This window comes from Streptomyces sp. NBC_00996, from assembly GCF_045162675.1.
Lineage (GTDB): Bacteria > Actinomycetota > Actinomycetes > Streptomycetales > Streptomycetaceae > Streptomyces.
Window position 1 is genome coordinate 1,889,645 of the sequence record NZ_CP108723.1, and the last position, 19,994, is coordinate 1,909,638.

18 protein-coding genes and 2 pseudogenes are annotated in these 19,994 nt (G+C 70.4%); 8 read left to right on the forward strand and 12 right to left on the reverse strand.

Annotated features, from left to right (window positions below):
- Positions 1-7: 7 nt before the first annotated feature.
- The 4 genes from OG390_RS09070 to OG390_RS09085 are packed head-to-tail and all read right to left on the reverse strand — an operon-like array spanning position 8 to position 3,947.
- Complete coding sequence (locus tag OG390_RS09070; RefSeq protein WP_406166520.1) at positions 8-1,084, reverse strand: ABC transporter ATP-binding protein; 1,077 nt, start codon at positions 1,082-1,084, stop codon at positions 8-10.
- A 3-nt stretch (positions 1,085-1,087) separates the two neighbouring features.
- A complete protein-coding gene (locus OG390_RS09075; protein ID WP_406166522.1) occupies positions 1,088-1,900 on the reverse strand; it encodes an ABC transporter permease in 813 nt (270 codons plus the stop codon).
- Complete coding sequence (locus OG390_RS09080) at positions 1,888-2,793, reverse strand: ABC transporter permease (RefSeq protein ID WP_406166524.1); 906 nt, start codon at positions 2,791-2,793, stop codon at positions 1,888-1,890. The genes OG390_RS09075 and OG390_RS09080 overlap by 13 nt, the downstream gene beginning before the upstream one ends.
- Entirely contained in the window at positions 2,790-3,947 is a 1,158-nt protein-coding gene (locus tag OG390_RS09085) for an ABC transporter substrate-binding protein (RefSeq protein ID WP_399076231.1), read from the reverse strand. Before OG390_RS09085 ends, OG390_RS09080 begins: the two co-directional genes overlap by 4 nt.
- 211 nt (positions 3,948-4,158) lie before the next feature.
- On the opposite strand from OG390_RS09085, the gene OG390_RS09090 reads away from it, so the two are divergent.
- The gene (locus tag OG390_RS09090; protein ID WP_406166526.1) at positions 4,159-4,899 is read left to right on the forward strand and encodes a GntR family transcriptional regulator; all 741 of its coding nucleotides are present in this window, start codon (positions 4,159-4,161) and stop codon (positions 4,897-4,899) included.
- 91 nt (positions 4,900-4,990) lie between these two features.
- Here OG390_RS09090 and OG390_RS09095 read toward each other — a convergent pair whose 3' ends face one another.
- From OG390_RS09095 to OG390_RS09115, 5 genes and pseudogenes are all read right to left on the reverse strand, one after another.
- Positions 4,991-5,443: an Lrp/AsnC family transcriptional regulator gene (locus tag OG390_RS09095; RefSeq protein WP_015661832.1), complete on the reverse strand. Its 453-nt coding sequence runs from the start codon at positions 5,441-5,443 to the stop codon at positions 4,991-4,993.
- A gap of 10 nt (positions 5,444-5,453) precedes the next feature.
- Positions 5,454-6,947, reverse strand: a complete 1,494-nt coding sequence (locus OG390_RS09100; protein ID WP_406166528.1) for an amino acid permease — start codon at positions 6,945-6,947, stop codon at positions 5,454-5,456.
- 600 nt (positions 6,948-7,547) lie between these two features.
- Positions 7,548-8,990: a GuaB1 family IMP dehydrogenase-related protein gene (locus tag OG390_RS09105; protein ID WP_406166530.1), complete on the reverse strand. Its 1,443-nt coding sequence runs from the start codon at positions 8,988-8,990 to the stop codon at positions 7,548-7,550.
- Positions 8,991-9,097: 107 nt separating this feature from the next.
- Positions 9,098-9,475: a barstar family protein gene (locus OG390_RS09110; protein WP_406166532.1), complete on the reverse strand. Its 378-nt coding sequence runs from the start codon at positions 9,473-9,475 to the stop codon at positions 9,098-9,100.
- Positions 9,472-9,609 (reverse strand): annotated as a pseudogene (locus OG390_RS09115) (ribonuclease domain-containing protein); the annotation flags it as partial. The pseudogene OG390_RS09115 and the gene OG390_RS09110, both read right to left, overlap by 4 nt.
- Before the next feature lie 270 nt (positions 9,610-9,879).
- Between OG390_RS09115 and OG390_RS09120 the strand changes: the two are divergent.
- Positions 9,880-10,020 (forward strand): annotated as a pseudogene (locus OG390_RS09120) (IS110 family transposase); the annotation flags it as partial.
- 412 nt (positions 10,021-10,432) lie between these two features.
- Positions 10,433-13,417 (forward strand): AfsR/SARP family transcriptional regulator, encoded by a 2,985-nt coding sequence (locus tag OG390_RS09125; RefSeq protein WP_406166534.1) that lies wholly within the window; start codon positions 10,433-10,435, stop codon positions 13,415-13,417.
- Positions 13,418-13,478: 61 nt separating this feature from the next.
- Here the strand turns inward: OG390_RS09125 and OG390_RS09130 are convergent, their stop codons facing one another.
- The 3 genes from OG390_RS09130 to OG390_RS09140 all read right to left on the reverse strand — a co-directional run bounded on the left by OG390_RS09130 (position 13,479) and on the right by OG390_RS09140 (position 15,950).
- Complete coding sequence (locus OG390_RS09130; protein ID WP_406166536.1) at positions 13,479-14,024, reverse strand: sigma-70 family RNA polymerase sigma factor; 546 nt, start codon at positions 14,022-14,024, stop codon at positions 13,479-13,481.
- Between the two features lie 184 nt (positions 14,025-14,208).
- Positions 14,209-15,060, reverse strand: coding sequence for a hypothetical protein (locus OG390_RS09135; protein ID WP_406166538.1), 852 nt, complete (start codon positions 15,058-15,060; stop codon positions 14,209-14,211).
- Positions 15,061-15,077: 17 nt separating this feature from the next.
- Positions 15,078-15,950, reverse strand: coding sequence for a transglycosylase SLT domain-containing protein (locus OG390_RS09140; protein WP_406166540.1), 873 nt, complete (start codon positions 15,948-15,950; stop codon positions 15,078-15,080).
- Between the two features lie 496 nt (positions 15,951-16,446).
- On the opposite strand from OG390_RS09140, the gene OG390_RS09145 reads away from it, so the two are divergent.
- The 5 genes from OG390_RS09145 (at position 16,447) to OG390_RS09165 (ending at position 19,991) form a co-directional block, all read left to right on the forward strand.
- Positions 16,447-17,283, forward strand: a complete 837-nt coding sequence (locus OG390_RS09145; RefSeq protein WP_406166542.1) for a hypothetical protein — start codon at positions 16,447-16,449, stop codon at positions 17,281-17,283.
- A complete protein-coding gene (locus OG390_RS09150) occupies positions 17,280-17,564 on the forward strand; it encodes a hypothetical protein (RefSeq protein ID WP_406166544.1) in 285 nt (94 codons plus the stop codon). Before OG390_RS09145 ends, OG390_RS09150 begins: the two co-directional genes overlap by 4 nt.
- 113 nt (positions 17,565-17,677) lie before the next feature.
- The gene (locus OG390_RS09155) at positions 17,678-17,965 is read left to right on the forward strand and encodes a hypothetical protein (RefSeq protein ID WP_406166546.1); all 288 of its coding nucleotides are present in this window, start codon (positions 17,678-17,680) and stop codon (positions 17,963-17,965) included.
- A gap of 18 nt (positions 17,966-17,983) precedes the next feature.
- Positions 17,984-18,748 carry a hypothetical protein gene (locus tag OG390_RS09160; RefSeq protein WP_406166548.1) on the forward strand — a complete coding sequence of 255 codons (765 nt, stop codon included), beginning with the start codon at positions 17,984-17,986 and terminating at the stop codon, positions 18,746-18,748.
- Position 18,749: 1 nt separating this feature from the next.
- Entirely contained in the window at positions 18,750-19,991 is a 1,242-nt protein-coding gene (locus OG390_RS09165) for a hypothetical protein (RefSeq protein WP_406166550.1), read from the forward strand.
- The last annotated feature ends 3 nt before the right edge of the window (positions 19,992-19,994 follow it).

Sequence of the window (19,994 nt, forward strand, 5' to 3'; positions counted from 1 at the left end):
CCCTTCTTCAGTTCGTGCGCTCGGCGACCAGCACCGCCCGCTCCGGCAGTCCCACCGTCACGGCGGCACCCGATCCGAGCGCCGCGGCCTCGTGCGTGGGCAGGTCTGCCTTGACCTCGGTGCCGTCCGCGAGCCGCACGGTGACCCGGGTGGCCGCCCCGAGGAAGGCGGTCGCCACGACGCGCGCGTCACCGGCGTCGTCCGAGCGCACCCGCATCGCCTCGGGCCGCACGAGCACATCCACCTCCGGTACTGCGGGCGCGTCCCCGTCCACCGGCAGCCGCTGACCGAGCACCTCGACCGTCTCGCCGTCCAGGTGTCCCGGAATCCGGCTCATCGTGCCCACGAACTCGGCGACGAAGGCGGTGGCGGGACGCCCGTACAACTCGGCGGGCGCGGCGCACTGTTCGAGCTTCCCGGCCCGCATGACCGCGACCCGGTCCGCCATGGACAACGCCTCTTCCTGATCGTGCGTCACGAACAGGGTGGTGATACCGAGTTCCTGCTGGAGACGGCGGATCTCCTCCCGGAGCGTGAGCCGCACCTTGGCGTCCAACGCCGACAGCGGCTCGTCGAGCAGCAGCACGCGCGGCCGCAGGGCGAGCGCGCGGGCGAGTGCGATGCGCTGCTGCTGGCCACCGGAAAGCTGGTGCGGGAACCGCTCGCCCTTGTCGGCGAGACCCACGAGGTCGAGCAACTCGGCAGCACGGGACCGCCGTTCGGCCGTACGTACCTTGCGCATCCGCAGTCCGAAGGCCACGTTGTCGAGGGCGCTCAGATGCGGGAAGAGGCTGTACGACTGGAAGACCATCCCCGCGTCACGACGGTGCGCCGGGACGCGCGTGACGTCCTCGCCGTCGACCAACACCTCACCGGAGTCGGGGTGTTCGAACCCGGCCAGCACGCGCAGCGCGGTGGTCTTGCCGCATCCGGACGGGCCGAGCAGGGCGAGGAGTTCGCCGGGCTGAACGGTGAGGTCCAATCCGTCGAGGGCGACGGTCGGTCCGAACTCCCGGCGCAGACCCCGGAATTCAACGGTGGCGGCCTTGGCGTCGGCGGCCTTCTCAAGCGTGGTGACGGTCATGGTTCATCCCCGGGAAGCGGTACGGGAGCGCCCGCCGAGCCCGGCGAGCGAGAGGAGCAGGGCCCAGGTGACGAGCAGACTGAGCACGGAGACGGCGACGGACAGCTGGGCCTGCGAGCCGCCGACGCTGTAGATCCACACGGCGAACGGCTGGAAGCCGAGCAGCTGGGCGACCGTGAACTCGCCGAGGACCAGCGCCAGCGTGAGGAAGGAGGCGTTGAGCAGCGCACCGCGCAGATTGGGCAGCACGACCCGGACCAGCGCCTGCGGCCAGCCCGCGCCGCAGCTGCGGGCGGCCTCGACGAGGGTGCGCACGTCGACGGCGCGCAGTCCGGCGTCCAGCGCCCGGTACACGAACGGCAGCGCCATCACGACGTACGCGAGGACGAGCACCACGGGGAAGTCGGGGTTCTGGATCGCCACGAACGTCTGGAACAGCGGGGTGCGCGAGAGGTGCTCGGGCCCCCACTTCAGCACGGTGGCGATCCCGGCGACGAAGGCGATCGGCGGCACGACCAGCGGCAGGGAGCACACCACCTCGACCACCGGCCGCAGCCGAGGCGCCCCGAGCCGCAGCGCGACCATCGCGGGCACCATCAGGAGCAGCACCACGGCGATGGTGGCGGCGGCCAGTTCCAACGAGAGCAGCAGGCTGGAGACGAAACCGTCGGTCGAGACGATCTGGCTGTACGCGTCGAAGGTGACGCCCTGGCCCGGCACGTCGACCGTGAAGATCACCGATGCGGCGAGCGGGACCAGGAAGTACAGCGCGGCGCAGCCGAGGACGACCCAGCGCCACAGGTTCAGGCGAGCCATCGCGCACTCCGTCGTTGCAGGGGCAGGTACACGGCCATGACCAGGCCCGCGACAAGGACCATGTCGAGGCTGAGGGCGAGCGCCACGTTCTCCTGGCCGACCAGCACGTTGCCGGAGATGGCGTCGGCGATCTGCAGGGTGACCAGCGGAACCGCGCTGCCCACCATGGCCGCGGCGGTGGCGTACGCGGCGAACGCGCTGCCGAAGAGCAGCACCAGGCCGCCGAGCAGCGAGGGCGCGAGGACGGGCAGCGCCACGTGCCGCCAGTACTGGACAGCGGTGGCGCCGTTGTTCTGCGCGGCCTCGCGCCACTGGGAGCGCAGGCCCTCCAGGGCGGGCGTGATGGTGAGGACCATCAGCGGGATCAGGAAGTACAGATAGACGATGACCAGACCCCAGAAGCTGTAGAGGTTCCAGCCCTTGTCGGTCAGGCCCAAGTGCCGGGTCAGCACACCGGAGTTGCCGAGGGTGGCGACGAAGGCGAAGGCCAGCGGAACCCCGCCGAAGTTGGCGAGGACGCCGGACGCGGTGAGCACGGCCTCGCGCAGCGCGCGCCGGCGCGAGGTCACCACGGCCTGGGCGAGCGGCAGTCCGAGGACGGTCGCGATGCCCGCGGAGACGGCGGACAGTTTCACGCTGCCGATCAGGGCGGTGAGATACGCGCCCTGCAGCGAGCCGGTCAGATTGGCCGCGGTGTACGACGTGGCGCCGCTGGCCTGGTCCTTGACCGTGAAGGCGCCGTTCAGCATGGCCAGGGCGGGAATCCCGAAGGCGATGCCCACGACGACGAGCAGCGGGACGACGGCGAGCCAGCCGGGCGCGCGGCGCCACCGCCGCTGGTCAGCAGCGGCGGGCGCCACGTCGGCCGGGGCCTCGGTGAGGACGGTGGTCATCCGGAGACGGCCTTGCCCCAGCCCTGGGCGAGAACGCCCTTGGCCTTGCTCTGCTGGGCCTCGGTCGGGAAGCTCGGCGTGCCCGAGACCTCGGGGAGCTTGGCGGCGGCGGTCTTGTCGAGCGTGCCGGCCTTGTCCATGGCGGTCATCAGGGCCGGGCGGGCGTAGCCCTTGAGCCAGAGGTTCTGGCCCTCGGCGCTGTACAGGTACTCCTGCCACAGCCGAGCGGTCGCCGGGTGCGGGGCGTCCTTGTTGATGGCCTGCGAGTAGTACTGGGAGAACTGGCCGTCCGTCGGGACGGTGACCTTCCAGTCGACGCCCTTGGACTTGAACTCGTCGGCGTAACCGGCGTTCAGGTAGTCCCAGTCGATGCTGATGGGCGTCTCGCCCTTCTCGACGGTGGCCGGCGTCGACTCGACGGGCGTGTAGTTGCCGTTCTTCTTCAGCTTGGCGAAGAAGTCGAGGCCGGGCTGGATGTCGTCGAAGGAGCCGCCGCTTGCGAGCGAGGCCGCGTACACACCGCCGAAGGCCGAACCCGACTTGGTGGGGTTGCCGTTGAGAGCGACCTGACCCTTGTACTGCGGCTTCAGCAGGTCCTTGAAGGTCGTCGGGCACTCCTTGACCTTCTTGGCGTCGCAGCCGATGGAGATGTAGCCGCCGTAGTCGTTGTACCACTGGCCCTTCGGGTCCTTCTGCCCCTCGGGGATGTCACCGAAGGCGCTCACCTTGTACGGCGCGAGCAGCCCCTGCTGGGCGGCGCTGAGCGCGAACGAGCTGCCCAGGTCGAGGACGTCGGGCGCGCGGTCCTGGCCCTTGCGCGACGTGACGGCGTTGATCTCGTCCTGGCTGGCGCCGTCCGGGTTCTCGACCTCGACCTTGATGCCGTACTTCTTCTTGAAACCGTCGATCAGGGCGCCGTAGTTGGCCCAGTCGCGGGGCAGCGCGATCGCGTGCAGCGTGCCCTCCTTCTTTGCGGCCTTGACCAGGGCGTCGAGGCCACCGAAGTCCGCGGCCGAGGTCGCGGTGGCCGCGCTCTTGCCGTTGGCGGTGGTCGCCTTGTCGTCGGGAGCGGCGCCACAGGCGCTCAGGGCGAGTGCGGCGGCGACGGCGAGGCCGCCGGTGAGGACGGCGGTCCTCGGCAGGAACACGGTCACGGTCTCTCCAGGAGTACGCACGAGGGTGGGGTGGGACGGAAAACTTGTCTGAACAAGTTGGCCCTAGTAGGCCCGGAGATGGTGTCCTGTTCGTAAACTTTGGCGAAACCGTGACCCGCGATTCCCTGCACAATCCCGCTCCGCGCAGATCACGGCTCCCTCTCGATTAGGCTGGTGACGCTGTGCACAGAAGTCGAATCAGAGGGGAAGCATGGCGGCGCGACACGAGGAGATCGCCGACGAGCTGCGGCGGGCGATCGACCGCGAGGAGTACACCGTGGGCAGTCTGCTGCCCGCGGAGACGGACCTCGCCGCCCACCACGGCGTCTCGCGCGGCACGGTCCGTCAGGCCGTCGCGGCCCTGACCACCGAGGGGCTCATCGGCTCCCGCCAGGGCGCCCGCCGGGTGGTCCTGGCCAGCCGCCGCAGCCAGAGCTTCGCCGAACTGCGCAGCTTCGCCCAGTGGGCGCGCGCGATGGGGCGCGAGGCTACGGGCCATGTAGTGGCCCAGGAATACCGGCCGGCGACCGCGGAGGACGCCGTACGTCTCCAACTCTCCGAGAAGACAACCGTGTTGCACGTCCTGCGCGTCCGCGGCCTGGACGGCGAGCCGGTCCTGCTGGAGCGGACCGTGTACGCGGACTGGATCTCCCCTGCCGTCGAGGCCATCGAGCCTGAATGCCCCTCGGTCACCCAGCGGCTCTTCGAGGACACCGGTCTGGTCTTCGCCTACGGCGAGCACGTCATCGACGCGGTGGCGGCCGGCGCCCAGGACGCCGACCTCCTGGGCGTCCGCCGCACCAGCCCGCTCCTGCGCGTCCGCCGCGTCACCACCACACGCGAAGGGCGCCCCGTGGAGTGGTCGGACGACCGCTACCGCTCGGACGCGGTCAGCTTCAGCGTCCACAATTCCATCGGCAACAACGCCCTGGCCCGCAAGACGGCGGAGTGAGCGGCAGCGCCCCGTCGAGGGCGCGGGCAACGTCGCGACAGCCACACACGCTCCGCAGCCGCGAACCGGCCCCACCGGCCCCTCGGGGCACCTACGTGGGCGACCCGGAAGAAAACCGCCGCAGCAAAGGCGAGAGCACCAGCACCGACTTCGTACGCTCCACGAAGGGCTCGCCCGCGATCCGCTCAAGGACCCGCTCGAAGTGCCGCATGTCGGAGGCGAAGACCTGCACGACCGCGTCTGCCTCCCCGGTGACGGTGGAGGCGGCCACGACTTCCTGATACCGCTCGAGCCCTCGCTGAATCGTCTCCGGCGAGGTGTTCCGGCGGCAGTAGATCTCGACGAACCCCTCGGTCTCCCACCCGAGCGCCGCCGGGTCCACCCGGACGGTGAATCCGGTGATGGCGCCGGTGGCACGCAACCGGTCCACCCGTCGCTTCACGGCCGGCGCGGACAGGCCGACCAGTTGGCCGATGTCGGCGTAGGAGCGGCGGGCGTCCTCGGCGAGGGCGTGCACGATGCGTTCGTCGAGATCGTTCAGCACTGCGGGTGGTTCACTTTTCTGCGAGTGGTTCTGCGGTTGCGGCTTCCGCGGTGGCGACACGGGACCGGCGGTAGCCGTAACTGAAGTAGAACACGAGCCCGACGGCCATCCAGACCCCGAAGACCACCCAGGTGACGGTCGACAGGCTGCCCATCATCCACACGCACAGGGCGAAGCCGATCGCGGGCAGCACGGGCGACAGCGGAACCCGGAAGGTGCGCCGCATGTCCGGGCGTGTCCGGCGCAGCACGACAACGGCGATGTTGACCAGCGCGAAGGCGAAGAGCGTGCCGATGCTGGTGGCGTCGGCAAGCTGGCCGAGCGGAATCGCGGCGGCGAGGACGCCGCAGAACAGCGAGACGATCACGGTGTTGGCACGGGGCGTACCCGTCTTCGCATCGACCCGCGCGAAGACCTTGGGCACCAGCCCGTCACGGGACATCGCGAAGAGGATGCGGGTCTGGCCGTACAGCACGGTCAGGACGACGCTCGCGATGGCGATGACGGCGCAGGCGGCCAGCAGCGTGCCCCAGAAGGTCTGCCCGGTGACGTCCTTCATGATCTCGGCGAGCGCGGCCTCCGAGTCGTTGAACCGCTGCCAGGGCTTCGCTCCCACGGCGACGGCCGCGACGAGGACGTACAGGGCCGTCACGATGACCAGCGAGAGCATGATCGCGCGCGGCAGGTCGCGCTGCGCGTTCTTCGCCTCCTCACCGGCGGTGGAGGCGGCGTCGAAGCCGATGTACGAGAAGAAGAGCGTGGCCCCGGCGGCGCTGACGCCCGCCATGCCGAGCGGCATGAAGTGCTCGTAGTTGCCGGACCGGAAGCCCTGGATGCCGATCGCGCAGAAGAGCACCAGCGAGGCGATCTTCACGCACACCATGATCGTGTTGGCGCGCGCCGACTCCTTCGCCCCGCCGAGCAGGAACGCCATGGCGAGCAGCACCACGATCAGCGCGGGCAGGTTGAAGATGCCGCCGTCGCCGGGCGGCGCGGACAGGGCGTCCGGGATGGTGACGCCGATCGTGCCGTCGAGCAGCTCGTTCAGGTACTCGCCCCAGCCGACCGCGACCGCAGCCACCGACACGCCGTACTCCAGGACCAGACACCAGCCGCAGATCCAGGCGATCAGCTCGCCCATCGTTGCGTACGCATACGAGTACGAGGACCCCGAGACCGGGATGGTGCCCGCCAGCTCGGCGTAGGAGAGGGCGGAGAAGAGCGCCGTGAAACCGGCGATCACGAAGGACAGGGTGACCGCGGGCCCGGCCTTGGGGACGGCCTCGCCGAGGACGACGAAGATGCCGGTGCCGAGCGTGGCACCGATGCTGATCATGGTCAGCTGCCACAGCCCGAGGGAGCGCCGCAGGGTGCCGCCCTCTCCCTGGCCGCCCTCGGCGACCAGGCGTTCCACGGGCTTGCGGCGCATGAGGCGCGCGCCGATCCCCGGGGACGGTGGGGCGGATGTGGTGCGGGACTGCGGGGGTGCGCCTTGGTCGAGCACGCGCTGGCTCCTTCATCGCTGCCGGTCGGGACGGCGGAGACCGGCGGCACCCCTGCGAGCAGGAACCCACCGAGCGGGGTCCCCGCCACGCCTCTGTACAGCGCTTGACCCTATGAGTCCGGCCTTCACGGGCGTAATGCAGCAGCCTTGCGCATCTCCGCAAGATCGTTGCGTTCATCGCATCCCGGCGCATGTTCGTTGCGCGGGACCTTTCGATGGTTGCGCAAGGCGCCTTTCCGCGCCCGGGCAGGTTCCTGAAGCCGTATGGATTGACACCTCGTCAGGTCTGCTTCATGGTGCTCGCCACTCGATACGGGAGGCACGGCATGGACCTGGATGTCCTGTACGAGATCGACGTACCGAAGCCCTTTCCCGGAGCTGGCGGGGTACCGACCGAAGGCGGCGCCATGATCCCAGGCCCTACCACCCCTGACCCCTCGCCCGCTGTGGACACGTCCCCGGTGCCCGACTACGCCTCCCTCCACCGCCTAGACGGCCGGCCGTTCGTCCTCCTGGGCGCCGAGCGTAGCGAGTCCCCCCGCACACATACGGCCCCTTTTCCCGCCGGGAAGAGGGGCCGTACGAGCAACAGAGAGCGCGTCAGTTCCAGCTGGCGTGCAGCGGCTTGCCCTCGGCGTAGCCGGCCGCGCTCTGGATGCCGACGACGGCCTTCTCGGCGAACTCCTCCAGAGAGTGGGCGCCCGCGTAGGTGCAGGAGGAGCGGACGCCCGCGATGATCGAGTCGATCAGGTCCTCGACGCCCGGGCGGATCGGGTCGAGGAACATCCGCGAGGTGGAGATGCCCTCCTCGAACAGCGCCTTGCGGGCCCGGTCGTACCCCGACTCTTCGCTGGTGCGGTTGCGCACCGCGCGCGCGGACGCCATGCCGAACGACTCCTTGTACAGGCGCCCGTCGGCGTCCTGCTGAAGGTCGCCCGGGGACTCGTACGTACCGGCGAACCAGGAGCCGATCATGACGTTGGACGCGCCCGCGGCCAGCGCCATCGCGACGTCACGCGGATGCCTGACACCGCCGTCGGCCCACACGTGCTTGCCGTACTTCTTGGCCTCGGCGGCACACTCCAGGACGGCGGAGAACTGCGGCCGGCCGACGCCGGTCATCATGCGGGTGGTGCACATGGCGCCCGGGCCCACACCGACCTTGATGATGTCCGCGCCCGCGTCGATCAGGTCCTTGACGCCCTCGGCGGCAACGATGTTGCCCGCGACGATCGGGACCTGCGGGTCGAGCGCACGCACCGTCCTGATCGCGCTGATCATCGACTCCTGGTGACCGTGCGCGGTGTCGATGACGAGCGTGTCGACGCCCGCGTCGAGCAGCTGCTTGGCCTTGCCCGCGACATCGCCGTTGATGCCGACCGCGGCGGCGATGCGCAGCTTGCCGTTCGCGTCGGTGGCCGGGGTGTACAGCGTGGCGCGCAGGGCGCCCTTGCGGGTCAGGATGCCGGCGAGCTTGCCGTCCGCGTCCACGGCGGGGGCGTAGCGGCGGTTGGCGTGGTCGAGCTTGTGGAAGGCCTCGCGCGGCTCGATGTCGGCGTCGAGGAGCAGCAGGTCCCGGGACATGACCTCGGTCAGCTGCGTGAATCGGTCCACGCCGGTGAGGTCGGCGTCGGTGACCACGCCGACCGGCCGGCCGTCCTCGTCCACGACGACGCCCGCGTTGTGCGCGCGCTTGTTCAGCAGCGCCAGCGCGTCCGCGACGGTCTGGTGGGGGGCGAGGACGATCGGGGTGTCGAGCACCAGGTGGCGTCCCTTGACCCAGGAGATGACCTCGGTGATGACCTCGATCGGGATGTCCTGCGGGATGACGACGAGGCCGCCGCGGCGGGCGACGGTCTCGGCCATCCGGCGGCCCGCGATGGCGGTCATGTTGGCGACGACGAGCGGGATGGTGGTGCCCGAGCCGTCCGGGGAAGCGAGGTCCACGCCCTGACGCGAGCCGACCGCGGAGCGGCTGGGCACCATGAACACGTCGTCATACGTCAGGTCGTACGGGGGCTGGATGTCATTGAGGAAACGCACGTGCTGCACATCCCAGTCGATCAGAGGTGGCCCCCGGACAGGTCAGCCAGGGGGAAGAGCACGTACTTCATTGTCCCATGTCGGCTGGTATGCGAGTCACGGACAGATCATCCAGGCTGGTCAGCAGGCAGTTCGGCGGATCCTCCAAGAGCGAGGAAGACCGCGAGCGTGGCGTCGTGCTCCTCGTAGTGTCCGGAGGCCGACTCCAGGACTTCCTGAGCGATCTCCCACTCGTCGGACCGTACCTTCGCGTACTGCCGCCAGCCGGTCACCAGGAGCAGTCTGCCCGGGCTCGCGGGCCCCCAGTCGGGGTCGCCCAGGGTGTCCGCGAGGGCGTCCCAGTTGCGCCCGAACCAGTCCGGCAGGTCAAGCGCCCGCACACAGCGCTCCATGAAGCCGGACTTGTCCGAGACGCCGGTGAGTTCGAGAACGGTGACCTGCCATCCGGCCGCACGGCACACATCCGTGAAGGGCCCGTACGTCATCTCAGTACCGCCCTGAACGATTGGTAGTGATCATCGGTGTAGTAGATCTCACCGCCCTGCCCGGTGACAACGCGCCGGGAGCCGCGGTCGCTCTCGCCGGAGGTGTTGATCGTGTACTCGTGGTACATCCGGCGCACCCCTCTGCCCTGGACTTACGGGGGCCGAAACGGCTGTGACCTGCTAGGACGGGTTGCAGAGGCGATCGGAGGCAGTCAGAGGCCATCCCTCTGCAACTTGCCTCCTGGCAGCCGGAGTTGGCAGGGCGTCGATCAGGCGTGGCGACCTCGACGGCTCTCCGCTCCAACCTTGGTCTGCTGCAGACCTCATCCTGCTCAGGGACCTCACCGGCCGCTACGCGACGGGCAGTTACAGCAGGCGGCTCCAACGACCGAACTCTGGTCCTGAGCAGCGAGCCGAAGATGCGGGCCATGCTCGACAAGCTCACGGCCAAGTACGGCCGGGTACTCGTGATTCTGGACCAGCCCGCCTCGATCGGCGCCCCGCCACTGGCCGTCGCCCGTGACGCGGGCCGCGAGGTCGCCTACCCGCACCGCCAAGGACAAGCTGCTCCAGCCCGCCGAGGGCGAGGCCGCGATCCGCTCCCACTCGTCCTTCGGCAGCCGGAAGGACCGCGCCTGCGATCGCTCGCCGTCGTCGAAGGCGCACCTGTACGCCGACGGCCTCACCACCGGCACCCGGCGCTGGAAGCGGCACCTGAGCCCCAGGGCGGAATCGTCCCCTTCCTCTGGAACGGCATCGCCTTCCTCACGACCCGCCTGGACAGGCTGATCGCCGTCGACGCGCGGACTGGGCGCATGCCGTCCCGGTCCGGCCGAAGGTCCGCCCCTCTTACCCCCTCCGGCCTGCGCGTTTCCGGGGTGTCATTTCCCGGTGAACGCATGGCGGGAAATTGCCGTTCGAGCTGACGTTCGGAGGATCGAACGATAATGTCCGGACGTGGCGGAAAGGGGACTCAAGATCTACCGGTTCTCCCTGCTCGGTCCGCTGCGCGCCTGGCGCGGTACCGAGGAAGTGGCGCTCGGCTCACCTCAGCAGCGAGCCGTTCTCGCGATGCTGTTGCTGCGCCGGGGACACACGGTGGCCGTGGCCGATCTCGTCGACGGGGTCTGGGGGACGGAGCCACCGCAGGGCGCGGTCTCGGTGGTGCGCACGTATATCTCCCGACTGCGCAAGCTGTTGGAGCCGGAGCGGGCGCCGGGGCAGTCGCCCGGCATTCTGCTCTCCATCGGCGACGGATACGTCATGGCGACCGACACGGTCGCCTGCGACGTCACCGCATGCGACGCGGCGGTGGCGCAGGCCACGCACCACCGGGCCGCCGGCGAAGGCGACCTCGCCCTCCGGCTGCTGGCCACCGCGCTGGCCACCTGGGGGACCCCCGCACTGGCCGGAGTGCCCGGCCCGTACGCCGAATCCGCGCGGACGGACCTGGCCGAACGGCGGCTGGGGACCATGGAGTTGAAGCTGCGCGTCGAGCTGGAGATCGGCCGGCACGAGGCCGCGGTGGCGGAACTGCTGGCCATGCGCGACGCGCATCCGCTGCGCGAGTCCGTGAGCGAGCTGCTGCTCGTCGCCCTGTACCGGTGCGGACGGCAGGCCGAGGCGCTGGAAGCCTACGCGAGGACCCGCCGCACGCTGGTCGACGAACTGGGGATAGAACCGGGGCCGTCCCTGCGCGGCCTGCACGCCCGTCTGCTGGCCGGGGACCCTGCCCTGGCGCAGCCGATCCCGAGCGGACGGGCGGGCGGCGACGGGGACGGGGACGGCGACACCCCTGGCACACCTGACGCCTGGGATACCCGCACGGAGTCGGGCGATCCCGGTTCGCCGGCCCGCCGCGGGGACAAGGTCCGCCCTTCCCAACTCCCGGCAGACCTGGCCATGTTCACCGGCCGTCGTAGCGAACTCGTCCGCGTCGCCGCCCTGCTGCCCGACGACGGCCCCGCCTCGGCGACCACCGCCGGCACCGCAACTACCGCCACCAGCACGGCCATCGCCGTCATCGACGGAATGGCCGGGGCCGGCAAGACCACCCTCGCCGTGCACTGGGCCCACCGGATCGCCCACCGCTTCCCCGACGGCAGTCTCTACGTCAACCTCCGCGGCTGGGACCCCGGCGGCTCCCGGATGAACTCCGGCGAGGCGCTCGAAACGTTCCTCGTGGCGCTCGGCGTGGCCCCGCATGCCGTCCCCGAGGGGCTCGACGCACAGGCCGCCCTGTACCGCAGCGTCCTGTCCGACCGCCGGGTGCTGATCGTGCTGGACAACGCCCGTGACACCGAGCACATCCAGCCACTGCTGCCCGGCGCGTCCGGCTGTCTCGTCATCGTCACCAGCCGCGGCCGGCTCAGCGGCCTGGTCGCCAGGCACGGGGCGCATCCGCTCACACTGGGGCTGCTGAGCGCCGAGGAATCGCGGGAGTTGCTGATCCGGCGGCTGGGCAGCGCCCGTGTCGACGCCGAGCCGGAGGCGGCCGACGCCATCGTCGACCTGTGCGCCCGGCTGCCGCTGGCCCTGTCCATCGCGGCGGCACGCGCCGCGCACCACCCCGGCTTCCGGCTCGCCGACATCGCCGCGGAACTGCGCAGCGACCACGGCAGCCTCGACGCGTTCGCCGCCGGCCAGGACGCCGGCTCCGACGCCCGCGCCGTCTTCTCCTGGTCGTACAACGCCCTGTCGCCCGAGGCCGCCGGGCTCTTCCGCCGGCTCTCCGTGCACCCTGGCCCGGACATCAGCACCGCAGTGGCGGTCGCGCTGGCCGGCATGCCCCGGCGTCAGGTCCGCGCCCTGCTGACCGAGCTCACCGGGGCGAGCCTGCTCATGGAACGCGTCCCCAGCCGGTTCGTCTTCCACGACCTGCTGCGCGCCTACGCCCACGAACTCATCACGAACCAGCACAGCATGTACGAACGGGACACGACGGTGCTGCGGTTGCTCGACCACTATCTGCACACCGCCCACCAGGCGTCCGCCGTCCTCGATCCGTTCCGGGAGACCATCCCCCTGCCACCGGGCAGCACAGACAGCGAGCCGCTGCGGTTCAACGACGGCAAGCAGGCGACCGCCTGGCTGCGCACCGAGCGCCATGTGCTGCGCGCGATCGTCGAGTACGCGGCCGACGACGGCCACCACAACCACGCCTGGCGCACCGCCTACGCCCTGGACCTGTACTTCGACCGCCTCGGTTACCGGCACGACCTGATGGAGATCAACAAGGCCGCGCTGCGCGCCGCGTGCACCCTGGGCGACCCCGTCGGCCAGGCGCACGCCCTGCGCAGTCTGGGCTTCGGCCACACCCGTTTCGGGCACCCGGACGAGGCGCTACGGCTGCTGAGCCGGGCGCTGGACCTCTTCCAGCGGGCTGGCGACGCCTTCGGCCAGGCCCGCACCCACCGCTGCCTCGCCTATCTGGCCAACGAGACGGGACGCTACGTCGACTCGCTCGACCACTACGCGCAGGCCGGCGAGCTGTACCGGTCCCTCGGCCACCACGGCGGCGAGGCCAGCGTCCTGAACGAGATCGGCTGGACGTACATCCTGCTCGGCGACGCCGAACGTGCGCTGGAACACTGCGAGAAGTCCGTCTCCCTGCACCAGGAGGCCGCCGACCTCAACGGTGAGGCCTCCGCTCAGGACAGCGTCGGCTACGCCCACCACCATCTCGGCCGGTACGACGCGGCCGTCAAGCGGTTCGAACTCGCCGTAGACCTGTACCAGGAACTCGGCAACCGTTACCTGGAGGCCGACACCCTGCGGCACCTCGGGGACTCCCATCGTGCCGCAGGCGACCACGGTCCGGCCCGCACGGCCTGGGCCGCGGCGCTCGCCCTGCTGGAGGAGGGCGGCCATACGGAGGCGGACGAGGTCCGGCAGTCCCTGCGCGAGCTGACACAGGGCGACGAAGGCGGACCGCACCGCTGACACACTGCGGGAACGTTTCAGCCATCCTTCGCCTGGCTCTTCCGCGCCTTGCCCGCCGCCCTCACCGCACCCCTCGCTCCTCCAACGCCGCCTTCAGACAGCGCAGGGCGTAGTACACGCGGGACTTGACCGTGCCCTGCGGGACACCCAGGGCGTCGGCCGCCTGTTGGGTCGTGCGGTCCGCGAAGAACGTCGCCCTGATCACTTCCCGGTGCGCGGGGCTCAGTGCCTCCAGGGCGTCCCGCACCACCATGGACGACAACATCCGCTCGATGTCGTCCACTTCGGAGCCCAGCTCGGTCAGCCAGGTGGCGCCGCCGACCTCCAACGGCCGCGCCCTCCTCGTACGATGCCCGTCGATGACGAGGTTGCGGGCCACCCGGAACATCCACGGGCGTACGGCCATTCCCTCGTTGTCGACCAGGTTCTGCTTGTTCCAGCACCGCAGCAGCGTCTCCTGGATGACGTCCTCCGTGCGGTGCGTGTCCCCGCCCAGCATACGCAGCACGTACGCGTAGAGCGCGGGGCCGTGTTCCAAGTAGAGGTCGCGCAGCGCCCGTTCCTCGACGGATTCAGCGCCGGCCGATCCGATGACCGTCACGTTCATGGTGTGCTCCTGCTCCTTGGGATGGCTGGCCCCCAGTCCGGGGACTGAGAGCCGGGGCCTCCGGGGGAACGGAGTGTTCCGAGGTGCGTTCCACGTTCGTTTGACGCTCGGTGTACGAGTCGATGGACGAGCAGGTCGGGGAGGGTGGGGCGGTTGTGGTGGGAGGGACTCGCCCGTGGGTGGATCAGGCGTACGCCATCAGTGCCCACACATGTCTGCGGACCTGTTCGGCGAGTTCCGAGTGGCCGGGTGGCAGCAGGCCACGGCGCTCCAACTTGGCCCACATGTGCAGCAGTTCGTGCCCGTGGGTGAGTGCGGCCTGGTCGTCGTCGAGCCGTTGCCAGGCGGCCGCCGCCCGCGCCACCTCCTCCGGCGCCCGGTCGTCCCCCGCCCCGCACGCGATCCGGGCCACGGCCAGGGCCAGTACGGTGGCCTCGCGGTGTTCGCCGCACAGGTGTGCGAGGTACGCCTCCACGGCCCGCGCCTCCAGCGCGTGCGGATGCTCGGCGCCCATCGAGCCGGTCAGCCTCTCGCGCAGCGCGGTCGCGTCGGCGAACGCCTCGTCGAGCCGTCCGACGACCGCCAACGCGTTGATACGGCCGATCGGTTCGGCGAGTTCGGCGGGGAGGTCGATGGTCCCGGCGGAGAGCTGGGCCGGGGCGGCGGCGACACGGTCCCCGGCCACGGCGCGGGCGCGGGCACGGGCGATCGCGGTGGCGACGGCGGAGGGCGCAGGAGCCTCGGCGAGGTCGGGGGCCGTCACGGAGGCCACGAGGACCGGTTCGGGTTCCGGGGCCGGTGCCTCCTCCGGTACGAGGATGCGGCTGGAACCGTCCGGCGACATCTCAAGGGCGAAGTGGGCGGCTCCGGGACGGTCGTTCACCGTCGCCTCGACGGCGGCGCCGCGCTCCTGCGCGTACCGTTGCAACTGGTCGAGTACGGCCTCGTGCACGGACTGACCCGGCTCGGAGACGAGGGGGTCCCCGTCGATCTCTGCGAACCCTTCGTCGGAGATGTGCACCTCGAAGCGGGCCATGGCTGTCCTCCTCATGCTCATGCGGTGGGCGAAGTAGTGACCGACGGTGAGTCGGTGGGGCTGGGTGTGGACGAGTCCGAGGGGTCGGGGGTGACGCCGGGGGTGGCGCCCGAGGGCGGAGCGCCGATGCCCTGGTACTTGGCGAACTGGGCGCGGATGGCGAGGACGTAGCCCTGGGCCTCGTTCGTCTGCGGCACCCCCTTGGCCGCGCGGACGGCGTCCATCCCGACGTCGTAGCCGGCCAGGGCGAGGTCCAGGACGCTGTTGGTGGTCCCGCCGTCGTCGTCCGTTTCCTGGACCTCGCCGCTGTCGAGCAGCTTCTGGCCCTGGTCGGCCAGCTCGCACATGTAGCGGCCCTGCGCCATGATCGAGTCCTTGGCGTCCAGGGCGGACACCTTGCCGTTGCCGTCGTCGTCCTTGCCGTACTGCTTGAAGATGTCGGGCGGCAGCTGTGAGAGGCCCTGCTCGCCGTTCGGGCCGACCAGGTCCGCGTTGAAGCCGGACTCCTTCTCGACCTGAGAGGCGATGACGATCGGGCCGATGGCGTCGCACAGAGCGCCGGCCTTCTGAATGGGGTCCACCAGGTCTTCGGGGACGGTCGAGGTGTCCAACTCGCCCTTGCCGTCGCCCTGGAAGATCTGGAGCGTCTGGTTCGCGTCGTCCTGGCTGGGCTGGTCCCCGCCGCCATGGTGGAAGAGCAGGTACAGCGCGATGAGCGGGGCCAACAGGACCCCGAACCCGCCGTAGATGATCACGACGACGATCACGATGGGCAGAGTGAGCACCGCGGCCAGCAGGCAGCCGCAGCCGGTGCCGGCGCCGATGAGGGCCTTGAGCGCGGTCGAGGTGCCGCTCTCTCCGCCTCCGCCCTCTCCCGTACCTGAACTCATGAGCGCCTGCCTTCTTCCCCTCACCTTGAACCGCGGTGGCCACATGGCCCGTTGTGCTGTCCGACGGGCTCGACAGATCCAAACGGGCCCTGGCACAAATAAGTTCAAACCAGTGGAAACCAGATGAGCCAGAACAGCGGAAGTTCGAGCGAAGTAGGGGGGCAGGGCACACATGGGCACACCTTCGGCAACGCCGTCGGGCCCGCAAGGATGGGTACGGGGACCGAAAACCCCCCAACCGACGCCCCCGAACACTCAGCCGGCCGCCCCTGACGCCGGCGCGACCGGCACGACTGCGGGAACGAGCGAGGGTACGACCGCCCCTCCGGGTTGGGACACGGGCCAGGTGGTCCCGGCGGGTCAGGTCCCGGCTGACCATGTCCCGGCAGGCCCCGGCGGATATCCGGCGCATCCTGCCGACCCCGGCGGGTATCCGGCACACCCTGCTGCCCCTGCCGGAAACTCGGCGTTCCCTGTGAACCCAGGCGGGCAGCCAGTGTCTCCCGCAGGCCCCGGCGGGCAGCCGGTGGTGGACCTCTCCGTGGCGGGTTCCCCGGCGACAGCCGTGCCCTCGGCGGGAGCGACCTCCTCGTGGGGCGCCGCCCAGGCAGGCCCTGCCGCTCCGGCAGGTGTCACCCCCGCAGGGACCATCCCGCAGGCTCGCACCAGCGCCCCGACTCGCACCACCGCCGCCCAAACCCGCACCGCCGCCCGGCCCACCCCGCAAGCGGCGGCCCCGCAGGCCTCCGTACAAGCCGCCCCCCGAACCCCGACACGCGCAACCAGCCCTCGCCCCTCCCCCTCTCGCACCTCCTCCGCCCGCCGCCCCGCCTCCGTCCCCTCCGCCGAACCGGCCTGGGGCGAGACGAAGCGGCCCAAGGCGGCCCGGGGCAAGTCGCGTGACGACGTCGGGTGGGTCAAGGCGCACGGCGGAGCCGGGGTGACCTCGCTGGTCGAGACGCTCGGCGGAGTGGACGTAGGAGCCCGCTGGCCGGAGCCCGCGCGGGGCGAACCGCGCCGGATCGTGCTGGTCGGCAGGACCAGCGCGCGCGGACTGCGGTCCGTCTCCCAGGCGTTGGGCGCGCTCGAGGAGGGCAACGCCCCGCAGGGGCTCGACCTGCTGGGCGTGGTCCTCGTCGCCGACGCCCCCGGACGGTTGCCGCTCAGTCTGCTGCGCCGTATCCGCGTGCTGCGCTCCGTCGCCCGCGTGCACCGGGTGCCGTGGATACCGGCATGGCGTACGGGTGGCCGCCCGAAGTCCACACCCAGGCAACTCGCCACGCTCGCCAAGTTGGTGGGAAGCGAGCACTACAGCGAGGGAGCCGCGTCGTGACCCATCCCCTGCCGGATGCCCGGCTCCTGGCCGACTACGCCCCGCCCGTGGGTGCCAACACGATCATCAACCTCCTCGCCTGGTGCGTCACGGCCGCCGGCGTCTTCGGACTGATCACCGTCGGCACCCTGATGGCGCTCCAGCTGCGCCGTGGCGAACCGGGCGAAGGCGGCGAGCACTTCCGTGGCGTCTTCTTCGTCACCCTCGCCTGCCTGCTCGCCACGTCCGCCCAACCGCTCGTCACGGTTCTGGGCGATCTGAGGCTCCTCGGCGGCCCGTAGCCCCATCACACCTTCCGGTCCCCAACACACCTCCCAGCACTGTCAGTCACTCCATCACTCAGTCACCCTCTCGCCCACTGATCATGCCGGGCGCCGACTCCTCGGAGATCCTCATGTCCCTTCTCCTCGCAGCCTCCAACCTCCTGGCCGACGGCACCGTGCCCAAGCCGGTGAGCAACGCCCCAGACGAACTCACCGGCAAGGTCAACACGGTTCTCGGCATCGCCGCCTGGGCCGGCACCGCCGCCGGTGTCGCCGGGGTGCTGATCACCGGCGCGATGATGGCCATCTCCGTGAAGCGGGGCGAGAGTTCGGAGCACATGAGCCGACTCGGCATGGTGCTCGGCGGCTGTGTCCTCGTGGCCACCGCGGGCCCGCTCATCAGCTTCGTCTTCGCCTAGGCCGGGCGGGCGGTCGAGATGTTCAAACGCAGGGAGCGGCGGGTCGAGGAGTCCGGGCCGTACTACAAGCAGCGCAACTGGCAGCTGTCGGCGGGATTCCTCGGCGTCGCGGTCGTGGTGGGCCTGATCGTCACAATGGTGTCCGGCAACGACACCACCACCCCTGACCGCGCGAAGGCGGCGACGTCCGACGGCCCGTTGTCCGACGACTCCGACAACTCCGCCGCGAAGGACAGCCGGCCGCACGGCTGCCGTACCGACGACAGCGCGGGCGCCGCGCTGCCCACGGCCGCGCCCAAGGACGTCGAACGACGCAAGCTCGGTGTCTCGCAGTTGCCCGTCTCCGCCTCGGCCGGGCCCACCCGGATCAGCGGCGACCTGTGGTGGTGCTTCGCGCACACGCCCACCGGCGCCGCGCTGGCCGCCACCATCATCCCCTCGCAGATGAGCGGATCCAACTGGCGCACCGTCACCGAACGGCAGGTCGTCGCCGGGTCGGGACGCGAGATGTGGGAGTTCAAGCGCGCCACCGTCAAGGACATCGACAGCGAGAACACCGATGTGACCCCCGCCTCGTACGTCGGTTTCGAGGTGACCTCGTACAAGAGCTCGGCGGCGAGCGTGAAACTGCTCCTGAAGAGCTCCCAGGGGTTCGCGGCGACCACCATCGATCTGCGCTGGAACGGCGGTGACTGGAAGGTCCTGCCCGACGGCGACGGTTCCCTGCACACGCCGGTGTCGTCGATTTCGGACACCAACAGCTTCATTCTCTGGGGGGTTTGACGTGGAATGCGATTCCGGTGATCCGGCCCTCGACCTGATCAAGGGTTTCTTCAGCTTTCTCGGAGACCCCATCGGGACGATCGTCGATCTGATCGCGAAGACCATCCTCGCGGGCGCGGTCGCGGTGTTCGGGGCCCTGGCCACCCATGTCCCGACCCTGGAGCAGACGGACACGTCGAAGGGCATCAGCAGCGACACACAGTGGATCGTGGTCTACCTCGCGGTCGGCTCGCTGCTCTTCGCCGCCGCCCGCATGGCCATCGAGCGGAGGGGCGACGCGGGCAAGACCGCGCTGAAGGGCATCATGCGGGTGGTTCTCGTCTCGGGCGCCGCCACCACCATCGTCATGGCCGCCGCCAGCGTCGCGGACAACTATTCCGACTACTTGTTCAACAATGCCGTGAAGGAAGCGCTGCAAAACGTCGGCGCCTGTTCGGACGGCGGCGGAATCGAGGCCTTCCTGCTGCTGGTCCTCGCCTTCCTGCTGCTGATCGCCGGGATCATCCACACGGTCCTGATGTACATCCGGCTCGGCGTCATGATCCTGATGCTGGGCACCCTGCCGTTGGCCGCCGCGGCCTCGATGACGGACTGGGGCGCCGGCTGGTGGCGCAAGCACATCGGCTGGATGATCTCCTGGCTGCTCTACAAACCCGCGGTCGCCCTCGTGCTGAACGCGGGCATGGCGATGATCAACGCGGGCAAGACCGAAGGCGACAGCGACGACATCACCATCAACACACGCATCGCCGGTATCGGCGTGATGCTGCTGTCCGCCATCGCCCTGCCGGCGCTGCTGAAGCTCATCGTGCCCGCCACCGCCGCCATGGGCACCGGCAACCCCATGTCCAGCATGGGGCAGGCGGGAAGCCAACTGGCAAGCGGCGCGGTCCAGCTCGGCGGCAGCGGCGGCAGCGGCGGCGGCTCCGGTGGGCAGATGGGTCCGAGCGGCGCGTCGGGAACAGGGGGTTCGTCCGGTGCGGGCGGTTCCTCCGGTGCGGGCGGGGAAGCCGGTGCGACCGGTGCCGGTGCGGGAGCGGGCAAGACCGGTGCCGCGGGTGCCGGTGCGGGCGGTGCCGGTGCCGGCGGTGCCGGTGCCGGCGGTGCCGGTGCGGCGGGCGCGGCTGCCGCTGGACCGGCAGGTGTCGCCGTGCTCGCGGCGGTGGCCGCCGCGCAGACCGCCGGCTCCGCCGTCTCCGGCGCCGTCGAAGGCGCCGACGGCGACTTGGGCAACAACAAGTGATCC

Bases quoted from the DNA above. Each gene is read 5' to 3' on its own strand.
- OG390_RS09140 (WP_406166540.1), bottom strand. From the start codon at position 15,950: ATGAGTTCAGGTACGGGAGAGGGCGGAGGCGGAGAGAGCGGCACCTCG.
- OG390_RS09160 (WP_406166548.1), top strand. From the start codon at position 17,984: ATGTTCAAACGCAGGGAGCGGCGGGTCGAGGAGTCCGGGCCGTACTAC.
- OG390_RS09135 (WP_406166538.1), bottom strand. From the start codon at position 15,060: ATGGCCCGCTTCGAGGTGCACATCTCCGACGAAGGGTTCGCAGAGATC.
- OG390_RS09155 (WP_406166546.1), top strand. From the start codon at position 17,678: ATGTCCCTTCTCCTCGCAGCCTCCAACCTCCTGGCCGACGGCACCGTG.
- OG390_RS09070 (WP_406166520.1), bottom strand. From the start codon at position 1,084: ATGACCGTCACCACGCTTGAGAAGGCCGCCGACGCCAAGGCCGCCACC.
- OG390_RS09075 (WP_406166522.1), bottom strand. From the start codon at position 1,900: ATGGCTCGCCTGAACCTGTGGCGCTGGGTCGTCCTCGGCTGCGCCGCG.
- OG390_RS09090 (WP_406166526.1), top strand. From the start codon at position 4,159: ATGGCGGCGCGACACGAGGAGATCGCCGACGAGCTGCGGCGGGCGATC.
- OG390_RS09080 (WP_406166524.1), bottom strand. From the start codon at position 2,793: ATGACCACCGTCCTCACCGAGGCCCCGGCCGACGTGGCGCCCGCCGCT.
- OG390_RS09130 (WP_406166536.1), bottom strand. From the start codon at position 14,024: ATGAACGTGACGGTCATCGGATCGGCCGGCGCTGAATCCGTCGAGGAA.
- OG390_RS09110 (WP_406166532.1), bottom strand. From the start codon at position 9,475: ATGACGTACGGGCCCTTCACGGATGTGTGCCGTGCGGCCGGATGGCAG.